This window comes from Alkalicoccobacillus porphyridii, assembly GCF_007293315.1.
GTDB lineage: Bacteria > Bacillota > Bacilli > Bacillales > Bacillaceae_D > Alkalicoccobacillus > Alkalicoccobacillus porphyridii.
The window spans coordinates 12,343-31,409 of sequence record NZ_VLXZ01000009.1 but is presented as its reverse complement, the minus strand read 5'-3'; the positions used below and the strand labels follow the sequence as shown (position 1 = coordinate 31,409).

18 protein-coding genes and 1 other annotated feature are annotated in these 19,067 nt (G+C 41.8%); of the genes, 15 read left to right on the top strand and 3 right to left on the bottom strand.

The window, feature by feature from the left end:
* The first annotated feature begins 18 nt into the window (after window positions 1-18).
* The gene (locus FN960_RS14405; protein ID WP_143849441.1) at window positions 19-2,145 is read left to right on the top strand and encodes a sensor histidine kinase; all 2,127 of its coding nucleotides are present in this window, start codon (window positions 19-21) and stop codon (window positions 2,143-2,145) included.
* Between the two features lie 53 nt (window positions 2,146-2,198).
* Here the strand turns inward: FN960_RS14405 and FN960_RS14400 are convergent, their stop codons facing one another.
* Window positions 2,199-3,470: a replication-associated recombination protein A gene (locus FN960_RS14400; RefSeq protein WP_143849440.1), complete on the bottom strand. Its 1,272-nt coding sequence runs from the start codon at window positions 3,468-3,470 to the stop codon at window positions 2,199-2,201.
* 665 nt (window positions 3,471-4,135) lie between these two features.
* Here FN960_RS14400 and FN960_RS14395 point away from each other — a divergent pair.
* The 14 genes from FN960_RS14395 (at window position 4,136) to FN960_RS14330 (ending at window position 17,334) form a co-directional block, all read left to right on the top strand.
* Complete coding sequence (locus tag FN960_RS14395; RefSeq protein ID WP_260682021.1) at window positions 4,136-4,840, top strand: YczE/YyaS/YitT family protein; 705 nt, start codon at window positions 4,136-4,138, stop codon at window positions 4,838-4,840.
* Window positions 4,773-5,192 carry a cysteine metabolism transcriptional regulator CymR gene (gene cymR / locus FN960_RS14390; protein WP_143849439.1) on the top strand — a complete coding sequence of 140 codons (420 nt, stop codon included), beginning with the start codon at window positions 4,773-4,775 and terminating at the stop codon, window positions 5,190-5,192. Before FN960_RS14395 ends, cymR begins: the two co-directional genes overlap by 68 nt.
* A 35-nt stretch (window positions 5,193-5,227) precedes the next feature.
* A complete protein-coding gene (locus FN960_RS14385; RefSeq protein ID WP_143849438.1) occupies window positions 5,228-6,388 on the top strand; it encodes a cysteine desulfurase family protein in 1,161 nt (386 codons plus the stop codon).
* 63 nt (window positions 6,389-6,451) lie between these two features.
* Entirely contained in the window at window positions 6,452-7,519 is a 1,068-nt protein-coding gene (mnmA, locus tag FN960_RS14380; RefSeq protein ID WP_438799891.1) for a tRNA 2-thiouridine(34) synthase MnmA, read from the top strand.
* Between the two features lie 39 nt (window positions 7,520-7,558).
* Window positions 7,559-8,218 (top strand): tetratricopeptide repeat protein, encoded by a 660-nt coding sequence (locus FN960_RS14375; RefSeq protein ID WP_143849436.1) that lies wholly within the window; start codon window positions 7,559-7,561, stop codon window positions 8,216-8,218.
* A gap of 9 nt (window positions 8,219-8,227) precedes the next feature.
* Window positions 8,228-10,531 (top strand): SF1B family DNA helicase RecD2, encoded by a 2,304-nt coding sequence (gene recD2 / locus FN960_RS14370; RefSeq protein ID WP_143849435.1) that lies wholly within the window; start codon window positions 8,228-8,230, stop codon window positions 10,529-10,531.
* Window positions 10,532-11,292: 761 nt separating this feature from the next.
* The gene (locus FN960_RS14365) at window positions 11,293-11,766 is read left to right on the top strand and encodes a PRC-barrel domain-containing protein (RefSeq protein WP_185971045.1); all 474 of its coding nucleotides are present in this window, start codon (window positions 11,293-11,295) and stop codon (window positions 11,764-11,766) included.
* Window positions 11,767-11,783: 17 nt separating this feature from the next.
* Window positions 11,784-11,972 (top strand): YrzR-like zinc ribbon domain, encoded by a 189-nt coding sequence (locus tag FN960_RS14360; RefSeq protein WP_143849433.1) that lies wholly within the window; start codon window positions 11,784-11,786, stop codon window positions 11,970-11,972.
* Window positions 11,973-11,987: 15 nt separating this feature from the next.
* On the top strand, window positions 11,988-12,176 hold the full coding sequence (locus FN960_RS14355; protein ID WP_143849432.1) for a DUF3918 family protein: 189 nt from the start codon (window positions 11,988-11,990) through the stop codon (window positions 12,174-12,176).
* Between the two features lie 55 nt (window positions 12,177-12,231).
* Window positions 12,232-13,296 (top strand): AI-2E family transporter, encoded by a 1,065-nt coding sequence (locus tag FN960_RS14350; protein ID WP_260682020.1) that lies wholly within the window; start codon window positions 12,232-12,234, stop codon window positions 13,294-13,296.
* A 44-nt stretch (window positions 13,297-13,340) separates the two neighbouring features.
* Window positions 13,341-13,540, top strand: a binding site (T-box leader).
* Between the two features lie 51 nt (window positions 13,541-13,591).
* Window positions 13,592-16,231 (top strand): alanine--tRNA ligase, encoded by a 2,640-nt coding sequence (alaS, locus tag FN960_RS14345; RefSeq protein ID WP_143849431.1) that lies wholly within the window; start codon window positions 13,592-13,594, stop codon window positions 16,229-16,231.
* Window positions 16,232-16,315: 84 nt separating this feature from the next.
* On the top strand, window positions 16,316-16,588 hold the full coding sequence (locus tag FN960_RS14340) for an IreB family regulatory phosphoprotein (protein ID WP_143849430.1): 273 nt from the start codon (window positions 16,316-16,318) through the stop codon (window positions 16,586-16,588).
* The gene (gene ruvX / locus FN960_RS14335; RefSeq protein WP_143849429.1) at window positions 16,585-17,010 is read left to right on the top strand and encodes a Holliday junction resolvase RuvX; all 426 of its coding nucleotides are present in this window, start codon (window positions 16,585-16,587) and stop codon (window positions 17,008-17,010) included. Before FN960_RS14340 ends, ruvX begins: the two co-directional genes overlap by 4 nt.
* Before the next feature lie 18 nt (window positions 17,011-17,028).
* Window positions 17,029-17,334 carry a DUF1292 domain-containing protein gene (locus FN960_RS14330; RefSeq protein ID WP_143849428.1) on the top strand — a complete coding sequence of 102 codons (306 nt, stop codon included), beginning with the start codon at window positions 17,029-17,031 and terminating at the stop codon, window positions 17,332-17,334.
* Window positions 17,335-17,858: 524 nt separating this feature from the next.
* On the opposite strand, the gene FN960_RS14325 is transcribed toward FN960_RS14330, so the two are convergent.
* Complete coding sequence (locus tag FN960_RS14325) at window positions 17,859-18,635, bottom strand: DUF1129 family protein (protein WP_143849427.1); 777 nt, start codon at window positions 18,633-18,635, stop codon at window positions 17,859-17,861.
* A gap of 4 nt (window positions 18,636-18,639) precedes the next feature.
* Complete coding sequence (locus tag FN960_RS14320; protein ID WP_143849701.1) at window positions 18,640-18,957, bottom strand: PadR family transcriptional regulator; 318 nt, start codon at window positions 18,955-18,957, stop codon at window positions 18,640-18,642.
* Between the last annotated feature and the right edge of the window lie 110 nt (window positions 18,958-19,067).

The window sequence follows — 19,067 nt, the reverse complement described above, 5'->3', positions numbered from 1 at the left end:
AGGTAAAATGAGGTGCCTATGTTTTATACATTACGATCCAAATTAATACTCTTTTTTTCATGTGTAACATTTGTGCCTTTAATACTTGTGGGTATCGTTATGTATCTCCATCAAAAGGATAACTTATCCTCACAAATGGAAGAAACTCTGATGTTGCTCTCTCGAAGTCGCGCTGAAAGCTTGGAAGATTTTCTATCTGAGCGTAAGAGTAATCTTGAGCGTTTTGCGTTAGATTCCACAATTCGTGATGTTGAAGCAGACGAGGAAGCCATTCGTAGTGAGTTGTTAGCTTTCCAATCATCTTACCCTTACTTTTTAGATGTGATGCTTATTACAAATCAACAAGTAGTTTCTATACATAAACAGGAGTCAATTAGCGATTTGCTGTTTGAATCTCCTTTTCAGATAACAGATAGCGAGTTAATCACTCTAGAAGATAGTACGATGCTCTTTCCTCGAGAACCTACATTTATTATGAGTCAATCCGTATATAATCATCAGGATGAATTAATAGGTAGATTAGCAGGGTTTGTGGATGTTACTGAAGTAAGAAAAAAGCTGAATCACCCTAATTTTACTCATATAGAAATGGATCGCACGGACTATGCATTTTTAATTAATCATCAAGGTGAATTTATCTCCCATCCAAATAGAGAGCTTGTTTTACATAACAATTACTTTGAGATGAATGATTTTGGAGATGGGGAATTTCAGGAGCTAGTTGATTCTGGAGAAGCTTACTTTAATCCTACAAACCAAATGATTCAATTTTTTCACGAGATACGTTCTCAAGAAGATGAAAGTAGTTGGTTTGTAGGGGTTTCAGTGCCTCAACATCAATTGGAAACGCCGCAACAGTATTTGTTAATAACTTATTTAGCATTGTTCACCTTTGTATTTCTTGTAACTCTGTTTGCTGTTTTTAAGCTATCACATTTTATCGTAATTCCCATTGAGAAGCTGGTGATTGCTACAGCGAATTTCACATTCCGTAAGAAAGTTGAGCCACTGACTTATGGTTATTACCAAGAGGCGGATACGTTATCACGAGCTTTTAAAATGATGACAGCTAAATTAATTGAAAGGGAACAAATCCTTCAAAAATCAAGTTTGATAGTGGAAACAACAGATAATGGTGTATTTGCTTTCACTAAGAAGGACCAGCTCATCACTACATTTAATTCTAGCTGTGAACGTCTTTTTCATGTGAGACGGGAGGAGGTTCTTGGTGTTAGCCTTCAGACTGCGGCATCAAATCATAAAAGACTAAAGGCCTTTTTAAATGGCGCTAACATCATTGAAAAAGGAGAGCATGTTAGCCGTTACGAATGTACGTGTATCCTTGATAAACAACCGTATACTTTTTTTGTGAGTGTATCTAGGCTAGAAGGTGATTGTTCGCCTGATTCAGTGGAACAGGACACATTAGTTGTTTTTAATGATGTTACAGAAAAAAGAATGATGCAGCAACAGCTTTTACGCTCAGAGAAGTCAAAAGCTGTAGGTGAGCTTGCAGCTGGGTTTGCGCACGAGATTCGAAATCCACTTAGCACCATTAAAGGGTTTTTGCAGCTATTTGAAAAAGATGAGAAGGATCAAGGCAAAAAAGATCAATTTGAATTACTGGTGAGGGAAATTGATCGAGTAAACCATATCATTAAAGATTTACTAAACATGGCCAGCCCTTCAGAGGTGAATCGCAAAGAAACAGATATCAGCCAAATCCTCCAAGATACCGAGCAAATGTATTATACGGAGGCATTGGCTAAAAATATAGAGTTATCAATGTTCGTAGATAATATCCCACATGCTTGGGTGGATGCAAATAAGGTTCAGCAAATTATCATTAATCTTGTTAGGAATGCTATCGAGGCTATGCCTAAAGGTGGAAAACTGAACATCCATGCCCTTGCAAAAGACGAGGGGGTTATTGATATCATAATACAGGACACAGGCGTCGGAATGAGTAAGCAAACATTAGAGCGAATTGGCACACCTTTTTTTACCACAAAAAATCAAGGGACTGGTCTTGGTTTAATGACCTGCTTTCGCATTGCCGAAGAATTAGAAGGATCTTTAGTTGTTAAAAGTGAGGAAGACGCAGGAACGACTTTTACACTTAGTTTGCCTATCTATACAACATAAATAAAGTAAAGCTTGTCGACCGTTTCATTCATTGAAACAGCCGACAAGCTTTTTTATGATTTCTGATTTAAATTGTTATAGATATCACTTAAGGCAGACTCGAACTTCCCTGTCTTTTTAGGCGTGTAGTACCTCTTATTTTTTAAGGGATCGGGTAGATATTGTTGCTTCACCCAGCCACTGCTAAAATCATGAGGATACTTGTATGTTAAACCTCTGCCAAGCTGAGCTGCGCCCTTATAATGGGCATCCTTTAAATAGGCTGGGATTTCTCCAATTCCTCCTTCACGGAGGTCAGCCAAAGCAAGATCAATGGCGGAGATGCCACTGTTAGATTTGGGAGAAAGGCAAAGCTCAATGACGGCGTTCGCTAGAGGAATTCGTGCCTCAGGAAAGCCAAGACGTTCTGCTGCTTCAATAGCGGATAAGGTTCGTTCGCCTGCTTGGGGGCTTGCGAGTCCAATATCCTCATATGAAATAACAAGTAACCGTCTGCATATACTGACTAAGTCCCCGGCTTCAATTAAGCGAGCTAGGTAGTGCAGTGCAGCATTCACATCACTACCGCGAATGGATTTCTGGAATGCAGAAAGAACGTCGTAGTGCCCATCCCCATCTTTATCGTGCTGATAGCTTTTCTTTTGTATACTTTTCTCCGCTATTTGTTTGGTAATATGCTTTGGTCCGTCTTTTGGCTTCGCGGTTGAAAGGATTGCAATTTCTAGTCCATTTAATGCTGAGCGTGCATCACCACCGCATGCTCTGGACAAATGGTCTAATGCATCATCATCTACTTGAATCTGTTGACTTCCATAGCCTTCTTTTGTATCCTCTAGAGCTCGAATCAATGCTTGTTTTATATCTTCTGGAGTTAATGATACGAGCTCAAATATATGACACCGGCTACGAATGGCAGGGTTGATGGCATGATAAGGGTTAGCTGTAGTGGCACCAATCATAATGATAAGTCCTTCTTCAAGATGAGGGAGCAAGAAATCCTGCTTTGTCTTATCCAAACGATGAACCTCATCCATAATCATAATCATTTGCCCATGCATTTTAGCTTCTTCTACAACAATTTCCATGTCTTTTTTATTGTGCATGACGGCATTTAATAATCGAAACGGAATACCCATGGTTCCGGATATCGCTCTGGCAATGGATGTTTTTCCGGTTCCTGGTGGACCATATAGAATCATTGAGCTTAAGTGTCCAGCGTCAACCATACGTCTCAGTAGCTCACCTTTGCCAAGCAGCTGCTCCTGACCAATCACATCCTCAATGACCGCTGGGCGAATACGATATGCCAGAGGTTGTTTTTTCATTTTTCTTCATCTCCTTAAGGCAAAAGAAACTGTTAAGTCCTTATAATTGTGTAAATGCTGATACTAGTAACTATCTAAACAAGCTGACGAAAATGGAGGGCAGACAACTGCGGGCTGTATAGGTGGCCATTGAAAAAGTCATGTAAGAATGAGCTTACTAGCGCCGCTACAGGAGAACCCTACGCTTTCCGCGGGAACGGCCTCAGCCCTCGAAGTGGAAACCCACCACTTCGATGGCTTCAGACTCGTTCTGTTCCGCAGGAGTCTACGGGTTCTCCTTCCGCTAACAGTATGATTTAAACAATTGAAGTAAATTCTCAGTCTTATAAGGATCGTTTTTCAGTGACCTCGATGTAGAGGTTCATTGAGATAAATCGACGTAGTCGGGTTAGCGCAGGTACCTCCCTGCGGTAAGCGTGCCCCAATTTCGGGAGCGGCAGCCGAAGAGACAAAACATGATCCGTCCACCTTCTCTTTACACCAATGTCATTTACACATAAGCATGGACTCTGTCCAACAGAACTGTGAGGGTTTGTGCTATTAAGTCTAGCGTATTATGATAAAATCGCAAAAGAAACCACTTTAAGATGCAGTGGATTCATTACCATCATTCGTATAAATCATGATATAATAGCTTGGAATTATAGGGAAGAAGGGATTTTCTGTTGAATGTCATACAAGCTCGGTTCTTACAGACAGCAGGACTAAGGTGGCTGTTTTTTCTTGTTGGTTTGATGGTAATGTCATTTGGTATTGCACTCATGATTCGTGCAGAGCTGGGTATTGCTCCTTGGGAGGTTCTTCATGTAGGGTTAATGCAACAGATCGGATTAACAGTAGGGTCTTGGTCAATCATAACAGGATTCCTTGTGTTATTTGTTTCATGTTTGCTGGTTAAAGAGTGGCCTAAGCTTGGGACCGTTGTAAACATGATAATTGTTGGTGTATTTATCGATTTGTTTTTATTTATTCTACCATCTTCAGAGCTCGCTGTGATTAGCTGGATTATGTTACTAGCGAGTATTTTAATAAATGGGTATGGAATAGGTTTGTATATTGCTCCAGGGCTCGGAGCTGGACCTCGTGATTCCTTAATGCTTGCCTTACATAAGCTGACAGGCTGGAAAGTGCAACGGGTCCGGATTTTGCTAGAGCTAGTTGTATTAGCGGCAGGCTGGTTGCTTGGCGGGCCGGTATTTCTGGGTACACTTATATATTGTGTTGGGATTGGGTATGTTGTGGGCATATCACTTCCCCATTGTAAACGAATGGTGACAAAACTGATTGAAAGAGGGATTATTTATGAAAATATCGACAAAGGGACGTTACGGGTTAACAATTATGATGGCACTCGCAAAGAAATCAGGTGAAGGTCCAGTGTCTTTGAAGTCAATTGCAAAAGAGCATGACCTTTCAGAGCACTATCTTGAGCAGCTTATTGCACCACTACGTAATGCGTTACTTGTTAAAAGTGTACGAGGAGCATATGGTGGTTATATGCTGGCAAAAGAAGCTAAACAAATTACTGCGGGTGACATTATTCGTGTATTGGAGGGCCCCATTAGTCCAGTGGAAGTATTGGAGGATGAGGAGCCAGCGAAGCGTGATCTTTGGATTAAGATTCGTGATGCAGTAAAGGATGTACTGGATAACACCACTCTTGATGATTTAGCGAACTTCAAAACAGAAGGAGAACAAGAGTATTACATGTTCTATATTTAAGGATAATTTTTTTCTAAAAAAAGCAGGTGATCAATATGGAAAGGATCTATTTGGATCATGCAGCTACGTCTCCTCTTCATCCGGATACATTGGAAGCCATGATGCCATATTTAACCGAGGTATTTGGCAATCCGTCAAGTATTCATCATACGGGTAGACGTGCAAGGCAAGCTTTAGATGAGGCACGGGCGGTTATTGCAACGGAGCTTAATGTGGCTCCTTCAACTATTTTGTTTACTGGTGGGGGGACTGAAGCAGATAATTTAGCCCTTCTAGGTTATGCCGAAGCTAATCAGCATAAAGGGCGTCATATTATTACTTCAAAGGTAGAGCATCATGCGGTAATGCATGCATGTAAACAGTTAGAACAACTTGGATATGAAGTCACGTATCTGCCCGTTGATCAAACGGGCAAAATTCGCATTGAAGACTTTTATGCTGCCTTGCGACCAGATACGGTCCTTGTATCCCTAATGCTTGGTAATAATGAAGTTGGCACTCTACAACCGGTTCAAGAAGTAGGACTGAGTCTGCGTGACCATCAGGCTGTGCTGCATACAGATGCGATTCAAGCAGCTGGTAGTGTCGACCTTTCTATCCATCAGCTACAAGTGGACATGCTATCAGTAAGCGCTCATAAACTCAATGGACCAAAGGGTGTCGGGTTTTTATATGTGGCTGAAGGTATAACGGTCGCCCCGTATTCGTTTGGTGGCGAGCAAGAGCGGAAAAGAAGAGCAGGGACCGAAAATGTAGCTGGTATTAAGGGGTTAGCCGAAAGCTTCCGACGTGCATGCCAGGAGCGAGTGGAAAAGAACGAGCAATATAATAGCTATGCTGAACAGTTTTCTGCTATTCTAAAGCAGCAAGGTATTGATTTTTATATCAATGGTCATTCAACTGAAAAGCTCGCTCATATTCTTAATCTAAGCTTTCCAAATGTAAATGTGGAGTCCATGCTCGTAAATCTTGATTTAGCCGGTATAGAGGCCTCAAGTGGTTCTGCATGTACGGCAGGATCAATCGAGCCTTCCCATGTTCTAACGGCGATGTTTGGAGAAGGAACAGAACGCGCAAAAACAGCAATTCGTTATAGTTTCGGTTTAGGTAATGATCTATCAGAAATAGAGAAAGCAGCGTATGAAACGGCTAAAATTGTGAAACGATTTCAACAACAGCAGCCTTTTATTGTGTAGTAAAGAGACAGGAAGGTGAGCAAGGTGAGTAAACGTCCTGAGGATACCCGCGTTGTTGTGGGGATGTCTGGAGGAGTGGATTCGTCTGTCACAGCGCTTTTGTTAAAGGAACAAGGCTATGATGTGATCGGCATGTTCATGAAAAACTGGGATGATACAGATGAAACTGGTTTTTGTACAGCAACGGAGGACTATAATGACGTCATTCGAGTTTGTAATCAGTTAGACATTCCGTATTATGCAGTGAATTTTGAAAAAGAGTACTGGGATAAGGTGTTTACCTATTTCCTAGATGAATATAAAGCAGGGCGTACGCCTAACCCTGACGTAATGTGTAATAAAGAAATTAAGTTTAAGGCGTTTTTAAATCACGCCATGACTCTTGGAGCAGATTATGTAGCTACTGGACATTATGCACGCGTTGAGGAAGTTAATGGTGTGTTTCAATTAATTCGTGGTGTCGACAGTAATAAAGATCAAACCTATTTCTTAAATGCGTTAAGTCAGCAACAGCTAAGAAAGGTGATGTTCCCCATTGGTGACATGCCTAAGTCTGAAGTGAGAGAGCGTGCACATGCAGCAAATCTCGCTACCGCTTCTAAAAAAGATAGCACCGGTATTTGTTTTATAGGTGAGCGTGATTTTAAAGACTTCTTAAGTACGTATCTTCCCGCTACACCTGGGGAAATACGCGCACTTGAAACAAATGAAGTAAAGGGAACGCATGATGGTTTAATGTATCATACATTGGGTCAACGCCAAGGTCTTGGCATCGGTGGTGCGGGCGAGCCCTGGTTTGTTGTTGGCAAGGATTTAAAACGAAATGTCTTGTATGTAGGACAAGGATCAAATCATTATGGTCTGTTCTCTAAAGGGCTTGAAGCAATAAATATGAACTGGATTATGAATGAAGCCCCAACCGAAACCTTTACCTGTACCGCTAAGTTTCGTTATCGTCAAACAGATCAACTGGTTACCGTTCATCCTCATGCTGATGGAACAGCTTCTATCACATTTGATGAGGACCAACGAGCAGTTACCCCTGGACAAGCAGTAGTGCTATATGATGGTGAACGTTGTCTTGGTGGAGGAACGATTGATGTAGTACTAACAAACTGGGAAAATGCCTGAGCGGTGTTTTCCCTTTTTTCAAGTGAGGAGAAGATACATATGACAAATTTAAATGAACAAGGCATTGCCTGCATGAGAGAGCAAAAGTATGAAGAAGCGGGAAAAGCGTTTACCGAAGCGATTGAACAGAACCCTAAAGATCCTGCAGCGTATATAAACTTTGGTAATTTGTTATCACTCCTAGATGAACAGGAGCGAGCATTAGTATTTTTTGATCGCGCCATTGGACTGGATGAGGAGGCGGCCACCGCTTACTATGGTGCTGGGACCATTTATTACAAACAAGATCAGTTTGAAGAGGCAGTGAAAATGTTTAAACAAGCTCTTATCAAAAAGCTTGATGAGGCCGATCTTTATTTTATGCTAGGTATGAGTTATTATCAGCTTGGATCATTACCCCATGCCTGCGCAAACTTCCAACGAGCGGTTGAAATGAATGAAATGGATGTTGATGCTCACTTTCAGCTAGGCTTAACATATGCCCAGCTGGAGCAGCTAGAAGCGGCACTGCCCCATTTATTAAAAGCGGTTGAGCTTCAGCCAAATCATGCAGATGCTCATTATAATTTGGGAGTAGCTTATGCGAGTATGGATAAGGGAGAAGAAGCTCTTGCGTCCTTTGAGCGTGCATTAGCTAGTCAGCCAGATCATTTATTAGCTGGTAATGGAAAGAAGATTATTGAGCAAGCCTTAAAGTGAGGTGAGAACGTGGAGGAATCGGCAGAACGTAATCTAGGGGTACAGCGAGGGTATGTTAAAGGTGAAATTCTACATGTGATTTTTCGTAATGAAGAGAACTATTACACTGTTGCCGTCGTAAGAGTTCGTGAAACAAATGAAGAGATTGAAGAAAAGAAACTAACTGTGGTTGGTGTGTTGCCGCATGTGGAACCGGACGAGACCTTTTTGTTTTTTGGAAGTGTGGCTGATCATCCGAGGTTTGGCATCCAATACAAGGTAGAACAAAGTCGCCGTGATTTGCCTCAAAGTAAGCATGGCGTCATTAAATATCTAGCGAGTGATCGATTTCCTGGCATTGGTACCAAAACCGCTGAAACAATTGTCGAGAAACTAGGAGAAACGGCCATAACACGTATTGTAGAAAATCGAGATGTTCTAAAAGATATTCCTGGATTAAAGCAAGAAAAAGCCGCTATCCTATATGAAAATCTCTATGAACAACAGGGGGTTGAACAGGTTCTCATTGTTTTATCTGAACACGGTTTTGGTGTCGAATTAGCGCTCAAGGTTTATCAGGCATACAAAACACAAGCCCTTGAAATCATTAAGACAAATCCATATCGATTAATTCATGATGTCGAAGGGATTGGATTTAGACGTGCAGATCAGCTTGGCGCATCCATTGGGTTAACAGGAAATCACCCTGACCGATTAAGAGCAGGCTGTCTTTATTTAGTTCATGAGCTTTGTGTTCAAGAAGGTCATACCTACATAGAAGCTGATCCGTTAACCAATCAAGCAGTAGCCCTGTTGTCCTCACCGAGCATGAGAATTAAACATGAAGAAATTCAGCAGCAGCTCGTGCAAATGAACGAAGAGGGTATGCTCGTTGTTGAAGAGACACGCGTTTATACAAAGTCTTTATATGGAGCGGAGAAAGGAATTGCCTCAAATATTCGTAGGCTGTTATCTAGTGAAATTAAGGATGAATTCCCTGAAGCTGAATTTTTAAAGGCATTAGGTGAACTTGAAGAGGAGTGGGGCATTGAATATGCCACTTCTCAAAAACAAGCCATTCAAGAGGCCATCTCTAAACCACTCATGCTTCTTACCGGTGGGCCTGGTACCGGGAAAACAACGGTAATTCGAGGCATCGTAGAAATTTACGCCAGATTACACGGATTGTCTCTGGATGCAAGAGCCTACACTGCAAGTAATCCTTTCCCCATCTTACTTACTGCGCCAACGGGTCGGGCAGCAAAACGTATGTCTGAAGCAACTGGGCTGCCGTCCTCAACCATTCACAGTATGCTTGGCTGGAAAGGAGGAGCAGGCGGGTTTGATAAAGGAGAGCATGAGCCATTAAATGGAGAGCTTTTAATCATTGATGAAATGTCTATGGTTGATAGCTGGGTAGCTAACTCGTTATTAAAAGCCATTCCTAAAGGGATGCAGGTTGTGATTGTTGGCGATGAGAATCAATTGCCTTCTGTGGGACCAGGACAGGTGCTTCGTGATCTCATCCAGTCAGAGACTATTCCACTTGTCGCTTTAACCGACATTTATCGCCAGGCGGAAGGCTCATCCATTATTGAATTAGCTCATGCCATGAAAGACGGTCAGATTCCACCGAATTTATCAAATGCTCAATCAGATCGTCGCTTTTTTCCATGTAATGTCGATCAAGTAAAAGATGTCGTTTGGCAAATTTGTGAGAACGCCATTAAAAAAGGATACGAAGCCCGAGATATTCAAGTGTTAGCCCCAATGTATAAAGGCGGGGCAGGAATTACAGAATTAAATGTGATGCTTCAGCAATTATTTAATCCAAAAAAAGATAAAGTACGAGAGATCCCTTTTGGTGAGGTCGTTTTCCGAACAGGTGATGTGGTCTTGCAGCTGGTCAACAATCCTGAGGAAAAAGTCTTTAATGGAGACCGTGGTGAAATTGTCGCCATCTTTTTCGCGAAGGAAAACACGGAACGAAAGGATCAGCTTGTCGTTTCATTTGATGGCATTGAAGTCACGTATAACAAAAATGAACTCAACCAGCTGACACATGCCTATTGTTCCTCTATTCACAAAGCGCAAGGAAGCGAATTTCCGATTGTGGTCATGCCAGTCGTGAGAAACTATAGTCGGATGCTGCGCCGTAATCTGTTGTATACAGGTGTCACACGTGCTAAACAATTTTTATTGTTATGTGGAGAGCTGAGAACATTTGAAGTAGCTATTACAAATGGAGATGATCTTCACAGACAAACTCAGCTTGTATCAAGGCTTCAAGTCATTATACATCCTGAAAGTAAAGATGCTGGTACAGAAGTATAATAATTAATAAAAAGCTGAAGAATGTTGGAGTCATTCCACTCATTTTTCAGCTTTTTTATTGTATAAAATAAATAACGGTGGTGAATGACGCTCCCTAAAATGGGGGCACTTACCTGAGGCAAGGTAATGAGCTAACTCGACTCCGTCGATTTAGCTGATTGAACCTTTTTATCGAGGTCTTTGAAAAAGAAGTTTTTTAACCTTGATTTCCTTAAATGAGAATGGTAGTAATTTGTTTAATCAGAAATATAAGCGGAAGGAGAAAACGTAGACTCCTACGGAACAGAACGAGTCTGAAGACATTGAAGTGGCGCCCTTCCACTTCAAGGGCTGAGGCCGTTCCCGTGGAAAGCGAAGTTTTCTCCTGTAGCGGTGCATGAGCTCATTTCTAGATGACTTTTTCAGTGACGTCTTTTTTATCCCGCAGGCGTCGGCCCTCCATTTTCGTACGCTTGGTGAGTGGCTGGCAACAAGTATATGAGTGATGCCAAATGCAAAGTCTAGATCTAACCCAAGAAGTTTTTTAGTTCTTAATGAAGGATTTAACAAGTGAAAGAAGGCAGATCAACAATGAAGGTGTGGCTTTCCACTTTAATGGCTAAGCCGTGCCCGTGAAAATAAATCAGTCTACTGCAGTTACATCGTTCGTCTCTTTATCAGAAAGATATAATTCTTCGTAGTAATGTGTTTTATGAAATCTTCCTTCATAGACGTGTATGAATTGGGCAAACTATGTGTGTTCGGAAGGAAGGTGTATCCGTTTGCGGACATTTGCCACCGTACAAGGACTGCCAGTTGTTCATACAGAGACAGGATATGAATATGGGCGGGTCATTGACGCGTTGTTACTCGACAATCATATTACCGGTCTGCTGATAAATATGAAGGGCTGGTTAAACAGACACCAGTTTTTGCAGATGCAACATATATTCAGCATAGGCGAACAGGCAGTGATGGTACAATCAGAAACATGTTTTGAAACATGTCACTCTCAGCCAATTTATCAAGAATCCATTCATTTGGTCTTGGGCAAGCCAAAGTTAAGAGGGATGGAGCTGTTTTCGGTAAGGGGAGATTTGCTGGGCTTGGTTGAGGACGTATATTTTTCTGATCCGTTGGGCATGATTGAGGGGTATAAAGTGACGGACGGTTTGCTTGCAGATTTGACCAAAGGGCAACATATGCTCCAAGGTCATCATTTGGTTATTGGCAAGGAGCGAGCCATCCTCTCTTAATAGAAGGAGGCCCCAAAATGCGCTGCCCAAATTGTCGCAGTATTGACATAGGAAAAATTGGAACAAATCAATATTATTGCTGGAGCTGTTTTGTAGAGATGAGCATCATACAAGGAAAGCTGTCTCTTCATCAAGTGGAAGAGGATGGTTCACTAAGCTCACTTGATGATTTATTTGAAGATGAACAGCTACGCCTAGAAAATTAATCAGGGGGTGAGAGCATGCGAAGAGCTGTGAAGCCACTAGTCATGCTTGGGATTGGTGCTGCTGTGTACTCCATGAACCAATCCAAAACATCTAATAAAAGAATGGATTTGCTGAACTCAATACAAAAAATAGATGTTGATCGCCTATTATCTAAAAAACAATGGAAAAAAACAATAAAGCGAATAAAAAAGTCTTTTAGATAAGAATCTAAACCGGAGCGCTTCAGTGTTCCGGTATTTTTTTCAGGAGGATCAAACATTGAAATCAAAAAAGCCGATGACTTTTTTTGTTTATTCCTTACTTCTATTCATTTGGATTCTTATCATTGGTGTAGTCTGTTTTCTTTGGCCATTTGTAGCACCACTATTTCAGAAGCTTTGGTCTATTTTAATTCCCGTTCTAATTGCAGGTTTGGTGGCGTATCTGCTTCATCCGTTTATTGAAGGACTCAATCAGTGGGGTATTCCTCGCCTGCAGGCCATCCTTATTGTATTCGCTTCTGCTATAGGTTTGATTACCCTAGCTTTTGTTTTTGGATTGCCTGCCTTTTCAAAGCAAATTCAAAGTGCGATGGATGTCCTGCCAGCTCAGATCGATCGCATTGTCTCGTTCCTACATAGCTTTGAACCCACCTTAAATCGAATGCCAGCTTTTTTAAAGGATCATATGGATGAGTGGTCAGGTAATCTCCAGTCTTTTTTAGAACAAAGCTTTGATCAGCTTGAGAGCATTCTTATTACCCTTATTCGGTCCATACCCTCACTGGTCGTCATACCATTTTTAGTGTTTTATTTTCTAAAGGACCATGCTCTTCTTAAAAAGGTCGTATGGTATGTAACTCCTCCCAAATGGAGGAAGCGTTTAAGCTTGTATGCAAAGGATGTTGATCATTCCTTTGGAAGCTTTATCAGAGGGCAGCTTCTCGTGGCGTTAATCGTTGCACTGTTATCAATCATTGGCTTATGGCTTTTAGGTGTTCCTTATGCTGTGTTATTAGGATTATTTATCGGAGCCACTGACATTATTCCTTATTTTGGCGCCATTATTGGTGCGGTTCCCGCCTTAATAACAGCTTTTCTCATCTCATGGGAAAAAGGGTTATATACGCTCATTGTGCTTGTCGTCATCCAACAGCTCGAAGGAAATGTCTTATCGCCAATCATTGTGGGAAGAACGCTTCATTTACATCCGATGATGATTGTTCTGGCCCTTTTAATTGGAGTAGAGCTAGGGGGCATTTGGGGGATGTTGTTAGCTGTGCCTGGTCTGGCAGTCCTGAAAGTGACTCTTCTGCATGTCAGGGAGTATGTTCAGAGCAATTGACTTTTGAGGGGAAGATTTTTATAATAGGATGGACTAACCATATTGCAAAATCATTGATGGAACGAGTAGTCGGCAGTCCGTTTTCAGAGAGAACCTCATTAGCTGGAAGAGGTTTAACGAAGGGTCGATGAATGCTATTCCTAAGTGTTGCTGAAAACAGCAGCCGTATGCCGCGTTAAGGTGTTAAGTGATGAGCGCTTTGCTCATAACTAGGGTGGTACCGCGTGAGAATCTCGTCCCTTTTTGAGGGAGGAGTTTTTTTGTTGTTATGCAAATGAATAAGGAGATGAGTAGAATGAAGCATTTAAGCTCTGCTGAAGTTAGGCAGATGTTCTTGGATTTCTTTAAGGAAAAAGGACATGATATTGAACCGAGCGCACCGCTTGTGCCGTTTGAGGATCCGACATTACTTTGGATTAATAGTGGGGTGGCTACGCTAAAGAAGTACTTTGACGGTCGAGTGATTCCTGAGAATCCACGTATCGCAAACGCGCAAAAGTCCATTCGTACAAATGATATTGAAAACGTTGGAAAAACAGCGCGTCATCATACTTTTTTTGAAATGCTGGGGAATTTTTCGATCGGAGATTATTTCAAAAAAGAAGCGGTTGAATGGGCTTGGGAGTTTCTTACAAGTGACCAGTGGATTGGTTTTGATCCAGATAAGCTATCGGTGACGATTCACCCTGAGGATGAAGAAGCCTATGAGCTGTGGACAAAGGTAATTGGCCTGCCAAATGAACGAATTATTCGTTTAGAGGGGAATTTTTGGGATATTGGTGAGGGACCAAGTGGACCAAACACGGAGATTTTCTATGACCGTGGGGAAGCATACGGAAACGATCCTACCGATCCTGAGCTCTATCCTGGCGGTGAGAACGATCGATATTTAGAAGTATGGAACCTGGTTTTCTCACAATTTAACCATAATCCTGATGGAACCTATACGCCACTCCCTAAGAAGAACATAGATACGGGTATGGGACTTGAGCGTATGGTTTCTGTTATTCAAGATGTTCCTACAAACTTTGAAACAGATTTATTTATGCCGATTATTAAGGCTGTTGAAAAACTCACAACGGTATCATACGGATCACAGGAACAAACAGATGTGGCTTTTAAAGTCATTGCCGATCATATTCGAACGGTTGCTTTTGCCATTGGTGATGGAGCCATTCCTTCAAATGAAGGACGCGGATACGTATTAAGAAGATTATTACGACGTGCCGTCCGTTTTGCAAAGCAGATTGATATTAATCGCCCATTTATGTATGAGCTTGTGCCTGTTGTTGGAGATGTAATGAAGGCATTCTACCCAGATGTGAATGAGAAGTCCGAATTTATTCAAAAAGTCATCAAAACGGAGGAAGAGCGTTTTCACGAGACATTAAATGAAGGGCTTAGCATTTTAGATAAAATGGTGGCTGAAGCCAAAGCCGCAACGGATAGCGTTATTAATGGCGAAAATGTATTTAAGCTATATGATACGTACGGTTTCCCAGTTGATTTGACTGAGGAGTATGTTGAAGAAGCAGGACTTCAAATAGATCGCGCAGGATTTGAAGAGGAAATGAGTAAACAGCGAGATCGCGCTCGTCAAGCAAGACAGGATACTGGATCGATGCAGGTGCAAAGTGATTTATTAAGTAACTTGACCACTGCAAGTGACTTTGTAGGCTATGACACTATGGAAGCCGAATCCACTATACATGCTCTTATCGTCGATCACACTATTGTAGAAGAAGCAGAAGCTGGAACAGAGGCACAATTGCTGTTAGATCGTACGCCATTTTATGCAGAGAGCGGGGGACAGGTTGCTGACGGAGGGGTCATCCGCAGTAGCAAAGGGACTGCTCAGGTACTTGATGTTAAAAAGGCGCCAAATGGACAGCACCTTCATACCGTGAAAGTAATAGAAGGAAGCTTAAAAAATGAGGACCAGGTCAAAGCAATCGTTGAGCACTCTGAGCGAAGCGGCACCATTAAAAACCACACAGCTACACATATCTTGCATCAGGCGTTGAAGGATGTCTTAGGCAACCATGTTAACCAGGCAGGATCCCTTGTATCCGAAAACCGTTTGCGATTTGATTTCTCGCATTTTGGACAGGTTACACAAGAAGAGCTCGCTCAAATTGAAACAATTGTAAACGAGAAAATTTGGCAAGCGTTACCTGTCTCGATCTCTACCAAAAGCCTAGATGAGGCAAAACAAATGGGAGCCATGGCACTTTTCGGTGAAAAATATGGTGAGTTTGTTCGGGTTGTTCAGGTAGGAGATTACAGCCTTGAGCTTTGCGGAGGAATCCATGTTCGTACGACAGCTGAGATCGGTCAATTAAAAATTGTCTCAGAAACAGGTATCGGTGCGGGTGTTAGAAGAATTGAAGCCTTAACAGGTAAGGGTGCTTACTTATATGTTCAAGAGCAGTTGGACATACTGCAAGAGTCAGCATCTTTAATCAAAGCGAAAAATGTTCGTGATGTGCCTACGCGAATCGAAAGTACGCTGCAGCAGTTAAAAAATACGCAGCGTGAAAACGAATCGTTAGCAGCGAAAGTTGGTAATATGGAAGCATCTAATCTTACCGATGACATCGTAGATATTGACGGAGTGTCTGTACTTGCTAAAAAGGTGAATGCTCGTGATATGGATGCATTAAGAAGCATCCTTGATAAATTAAAGCAGGATACAGACTCAGGTATCATTGTTTTAGGTGCGGAAACAGATGGGAAAGTTTCAATCGTGGCTGGGGTCACAAAAGATCTGATTGAAAAGGGATACCATGCTGGAAAGTTAGTCAAAGAAGTTGCTTCTCGTTGTGGTGGCGGCGGAGGTGGTCGTCCAGACATGGCTCAAGCGGGCGGAAAAAATCCGGAACAATTAGATGAAGCTCTCAATTTTGTATCTGATTACGTAAAATCAATTTCCTAATAAAGCTTTTTGATGTACAATAAACAGAACAAGCCTATAAGTATATTTGGCTAAGTCCGGAAATTCCAGAAAGAGGTGCATGTGATGAGCTCTATGGACAAAACCATGCAGTTTGATTTCCATGATGACTCTGTGAAAGCAGATGTCCAGGAGGTGCTGCTTACGGTTTATGCCGCCCTAGAAGAAAAAGGTTACAATCCTATCAATCAGATTGTTGGCTACCTTCTTTCAGGAGACCCTGCGTACATTCCAAGGCATCAGGAGGCAAGAACATTAATTCGTAAGCTTGAACGGGACGAGTTGATTGAAGCTCTTGTAAAGTCTTATTTAACACATCACCGTAAGGAGAATGAATGAAATCATTAGGTCTTGATGTTGGCTCCAAAACCATCGGCGTGGCCCTTAGCGACGCCTTTGGCTGGACGGCCCAGGGAGTCAATACACTACGCCGTGAAGAGGGAGAGTCTGAACAAGATTATCAAGCAATTGCCAAGCTTGTTCAAGAAAATGAAGTGAGCACAGTAGTCATAGGTCTCCCAAAGAATATGGACGGATCCATCGGTGCAAATGGAGAGTATTGCCAAGCCTTTGCACAGGCACTATCAGAGTACATTGATGCAGACATCGTGATGTGGGATGAACGACTCACAACGATGGCAGCCACTCGCGTACTTGTAGATGCAGATGTAAGCCGTAAGAAAAGAAAAAAAGTCATTGATAAAATGGCCGCAACCTTGATCCTGCAAGGCTATCTTGATCGTGCAGGCAAAACTTTGTAGATAGAGAGGTGTCCTTACATGGCACAAGAAGAAAAAGAACGTATTATCATCCCGGATGAGCACGGTAATGAGCATCTATTTGATGAACTCTTCCGTTTTACCGTAGACACAACAGGTCAGTCATACCTACTAGTTGTACCAGTTGGCGAAAACGAAGACAGCGAAGTAGAAGAGGAAGAAGAGCAAGAAGTATTTGCCTTCCGTTACGAGGATCGTGAAGGCGAAGAAAACGACATCGCCCTATTCCCAGTTGAAACCGACGAAGAATGGGCAATTGTTGAAGAAATGCTAAACACGTTTTCTGAAGAAGACGAAGAAGAATAAAGAAAAGCTCCCAAGGCCGTTTCAATGGCTTTGGGAGCTTTTTTTATTTGTGCAAGGAGCTTTTGGGAGCACCGCATGTCGATAGGAGGGCACCGCATGTAATTAGAGAGCGCCGCATGTCGATGGGGAGCGCCGCATGTAATTAGAGGGCGCCGCATGTCGATAGGAGGGCACCGCATGTAATTAGAGAGCGCCGCATGTCGATGGGGAGCGCCGCATGTAATTAGAGGGCGCCGCATGTCGATAGGAAGGAGCCGCATGTCGATAGAGAGCGCCGCATGTCGATAGGAAGGAGCCGCATGTAATTAGAGAGCGCCGCATGTCGATAGGGAGCGCCGCATGTCGATAGAGAGCGCCGCATGTAATTAGAGGGCACCGCATGTCGATAGGGGTCAGCCGCATGTAATTAGAGAGCCACCGCATGTGGTCAGAGCGTCTCAAGCATCTGACCATAATTTTATCCATGTAAAAAACGGATTTCGCACAAAAAAGGAGCCTATTCATGCTCCCCTAAGTCAATCACCCTATTCAGAAGCATGTTTCCCCGCCATCCAAATACTTAATAACATATATAATAGAATGCCTCCATAAGTGATACTCGCTCCAACCATCAATTGAGTTGACTCTTCTAGGCCAGTAGTTGAAAGTAAATATTCTGGTAAAATGAGAAATGCCATTACAATAACCAAAATCCAGGTTTTCGCCCATAATGAGATAGCTATAATAAAAAATGAAGTGAGAATTCCTAATGTAATCATACCGATCGTATCTATTTCAATGACTGGTGATGTTATATACGGATCTGTAAATAAAACAATAACATATAGTAAAACTGGAAAAGCGCTAACCAAAGCCAGAATAGCGATTTCTTTTTTCTTTGAAAGTTTATTCGCGGCAATATATTTAAATACAACGGATAAAAGAATGAGCCATACTAACGTTATGGCGATATCAGAGACAATCTTATAAAGAGAATAAGCCATATACCCGCTAACAAGGTCCAACATTATTTGAAACGAAAACGCCCCAAACAAAATCACCACAATATATTTCATCCACGTCTTTACATCAATTTTCATTTCATTCGAAAGGGATTCCATATACTCACGAGGTGAATGACCTACAACCTTACTGATGGGTTTTCCTGCTTTTTCAGCTTCATGTAAATGATCAGTTAATTCATCAATAATCGATTCAATTTCATCAGATTGTTTGCCGCTTGAAAATAAATATAAACGCAGATTTTCTAAAAATGTCTGGCTTTCCTTTGAAAGTGTAGTGGAATAAACGGTATTCACCATGGTTCTATTCTCCTTTTGTCTTCTTTTGTAGGACTCGATTTACGTTTGCCTCAAGTAATGTCCATCTGCTCTTAAACTGAGCTAATTCTTCTTCCCCCTTTTTTGTTAATGAGTAATATTTTCTTTTTGGACCCGCTGTTGATTTTCGAAGGGTGGAGGTAACAAGCTCTTCCTTCTGCATTCGTAAAAGCAGAGGGTATATTGTGCCTTCGCTAAAAGCTTCAAAACCATATGCTTCAAGCTGTTCAGCGAGCTCATAGCCGTACACTTCTTTTTCGTTTATGATGGATAACAGGCAACCGTCTATTATGCCTTTCATCATTTGTGTATTTGTCAAAAAGATGCCTCCCATTACTCTTGTATTACAAGGTATACGATTATCATACAATTTGCTACCTTGTAATGCAAGAGTTATTTAGGATGGTTTCCAAA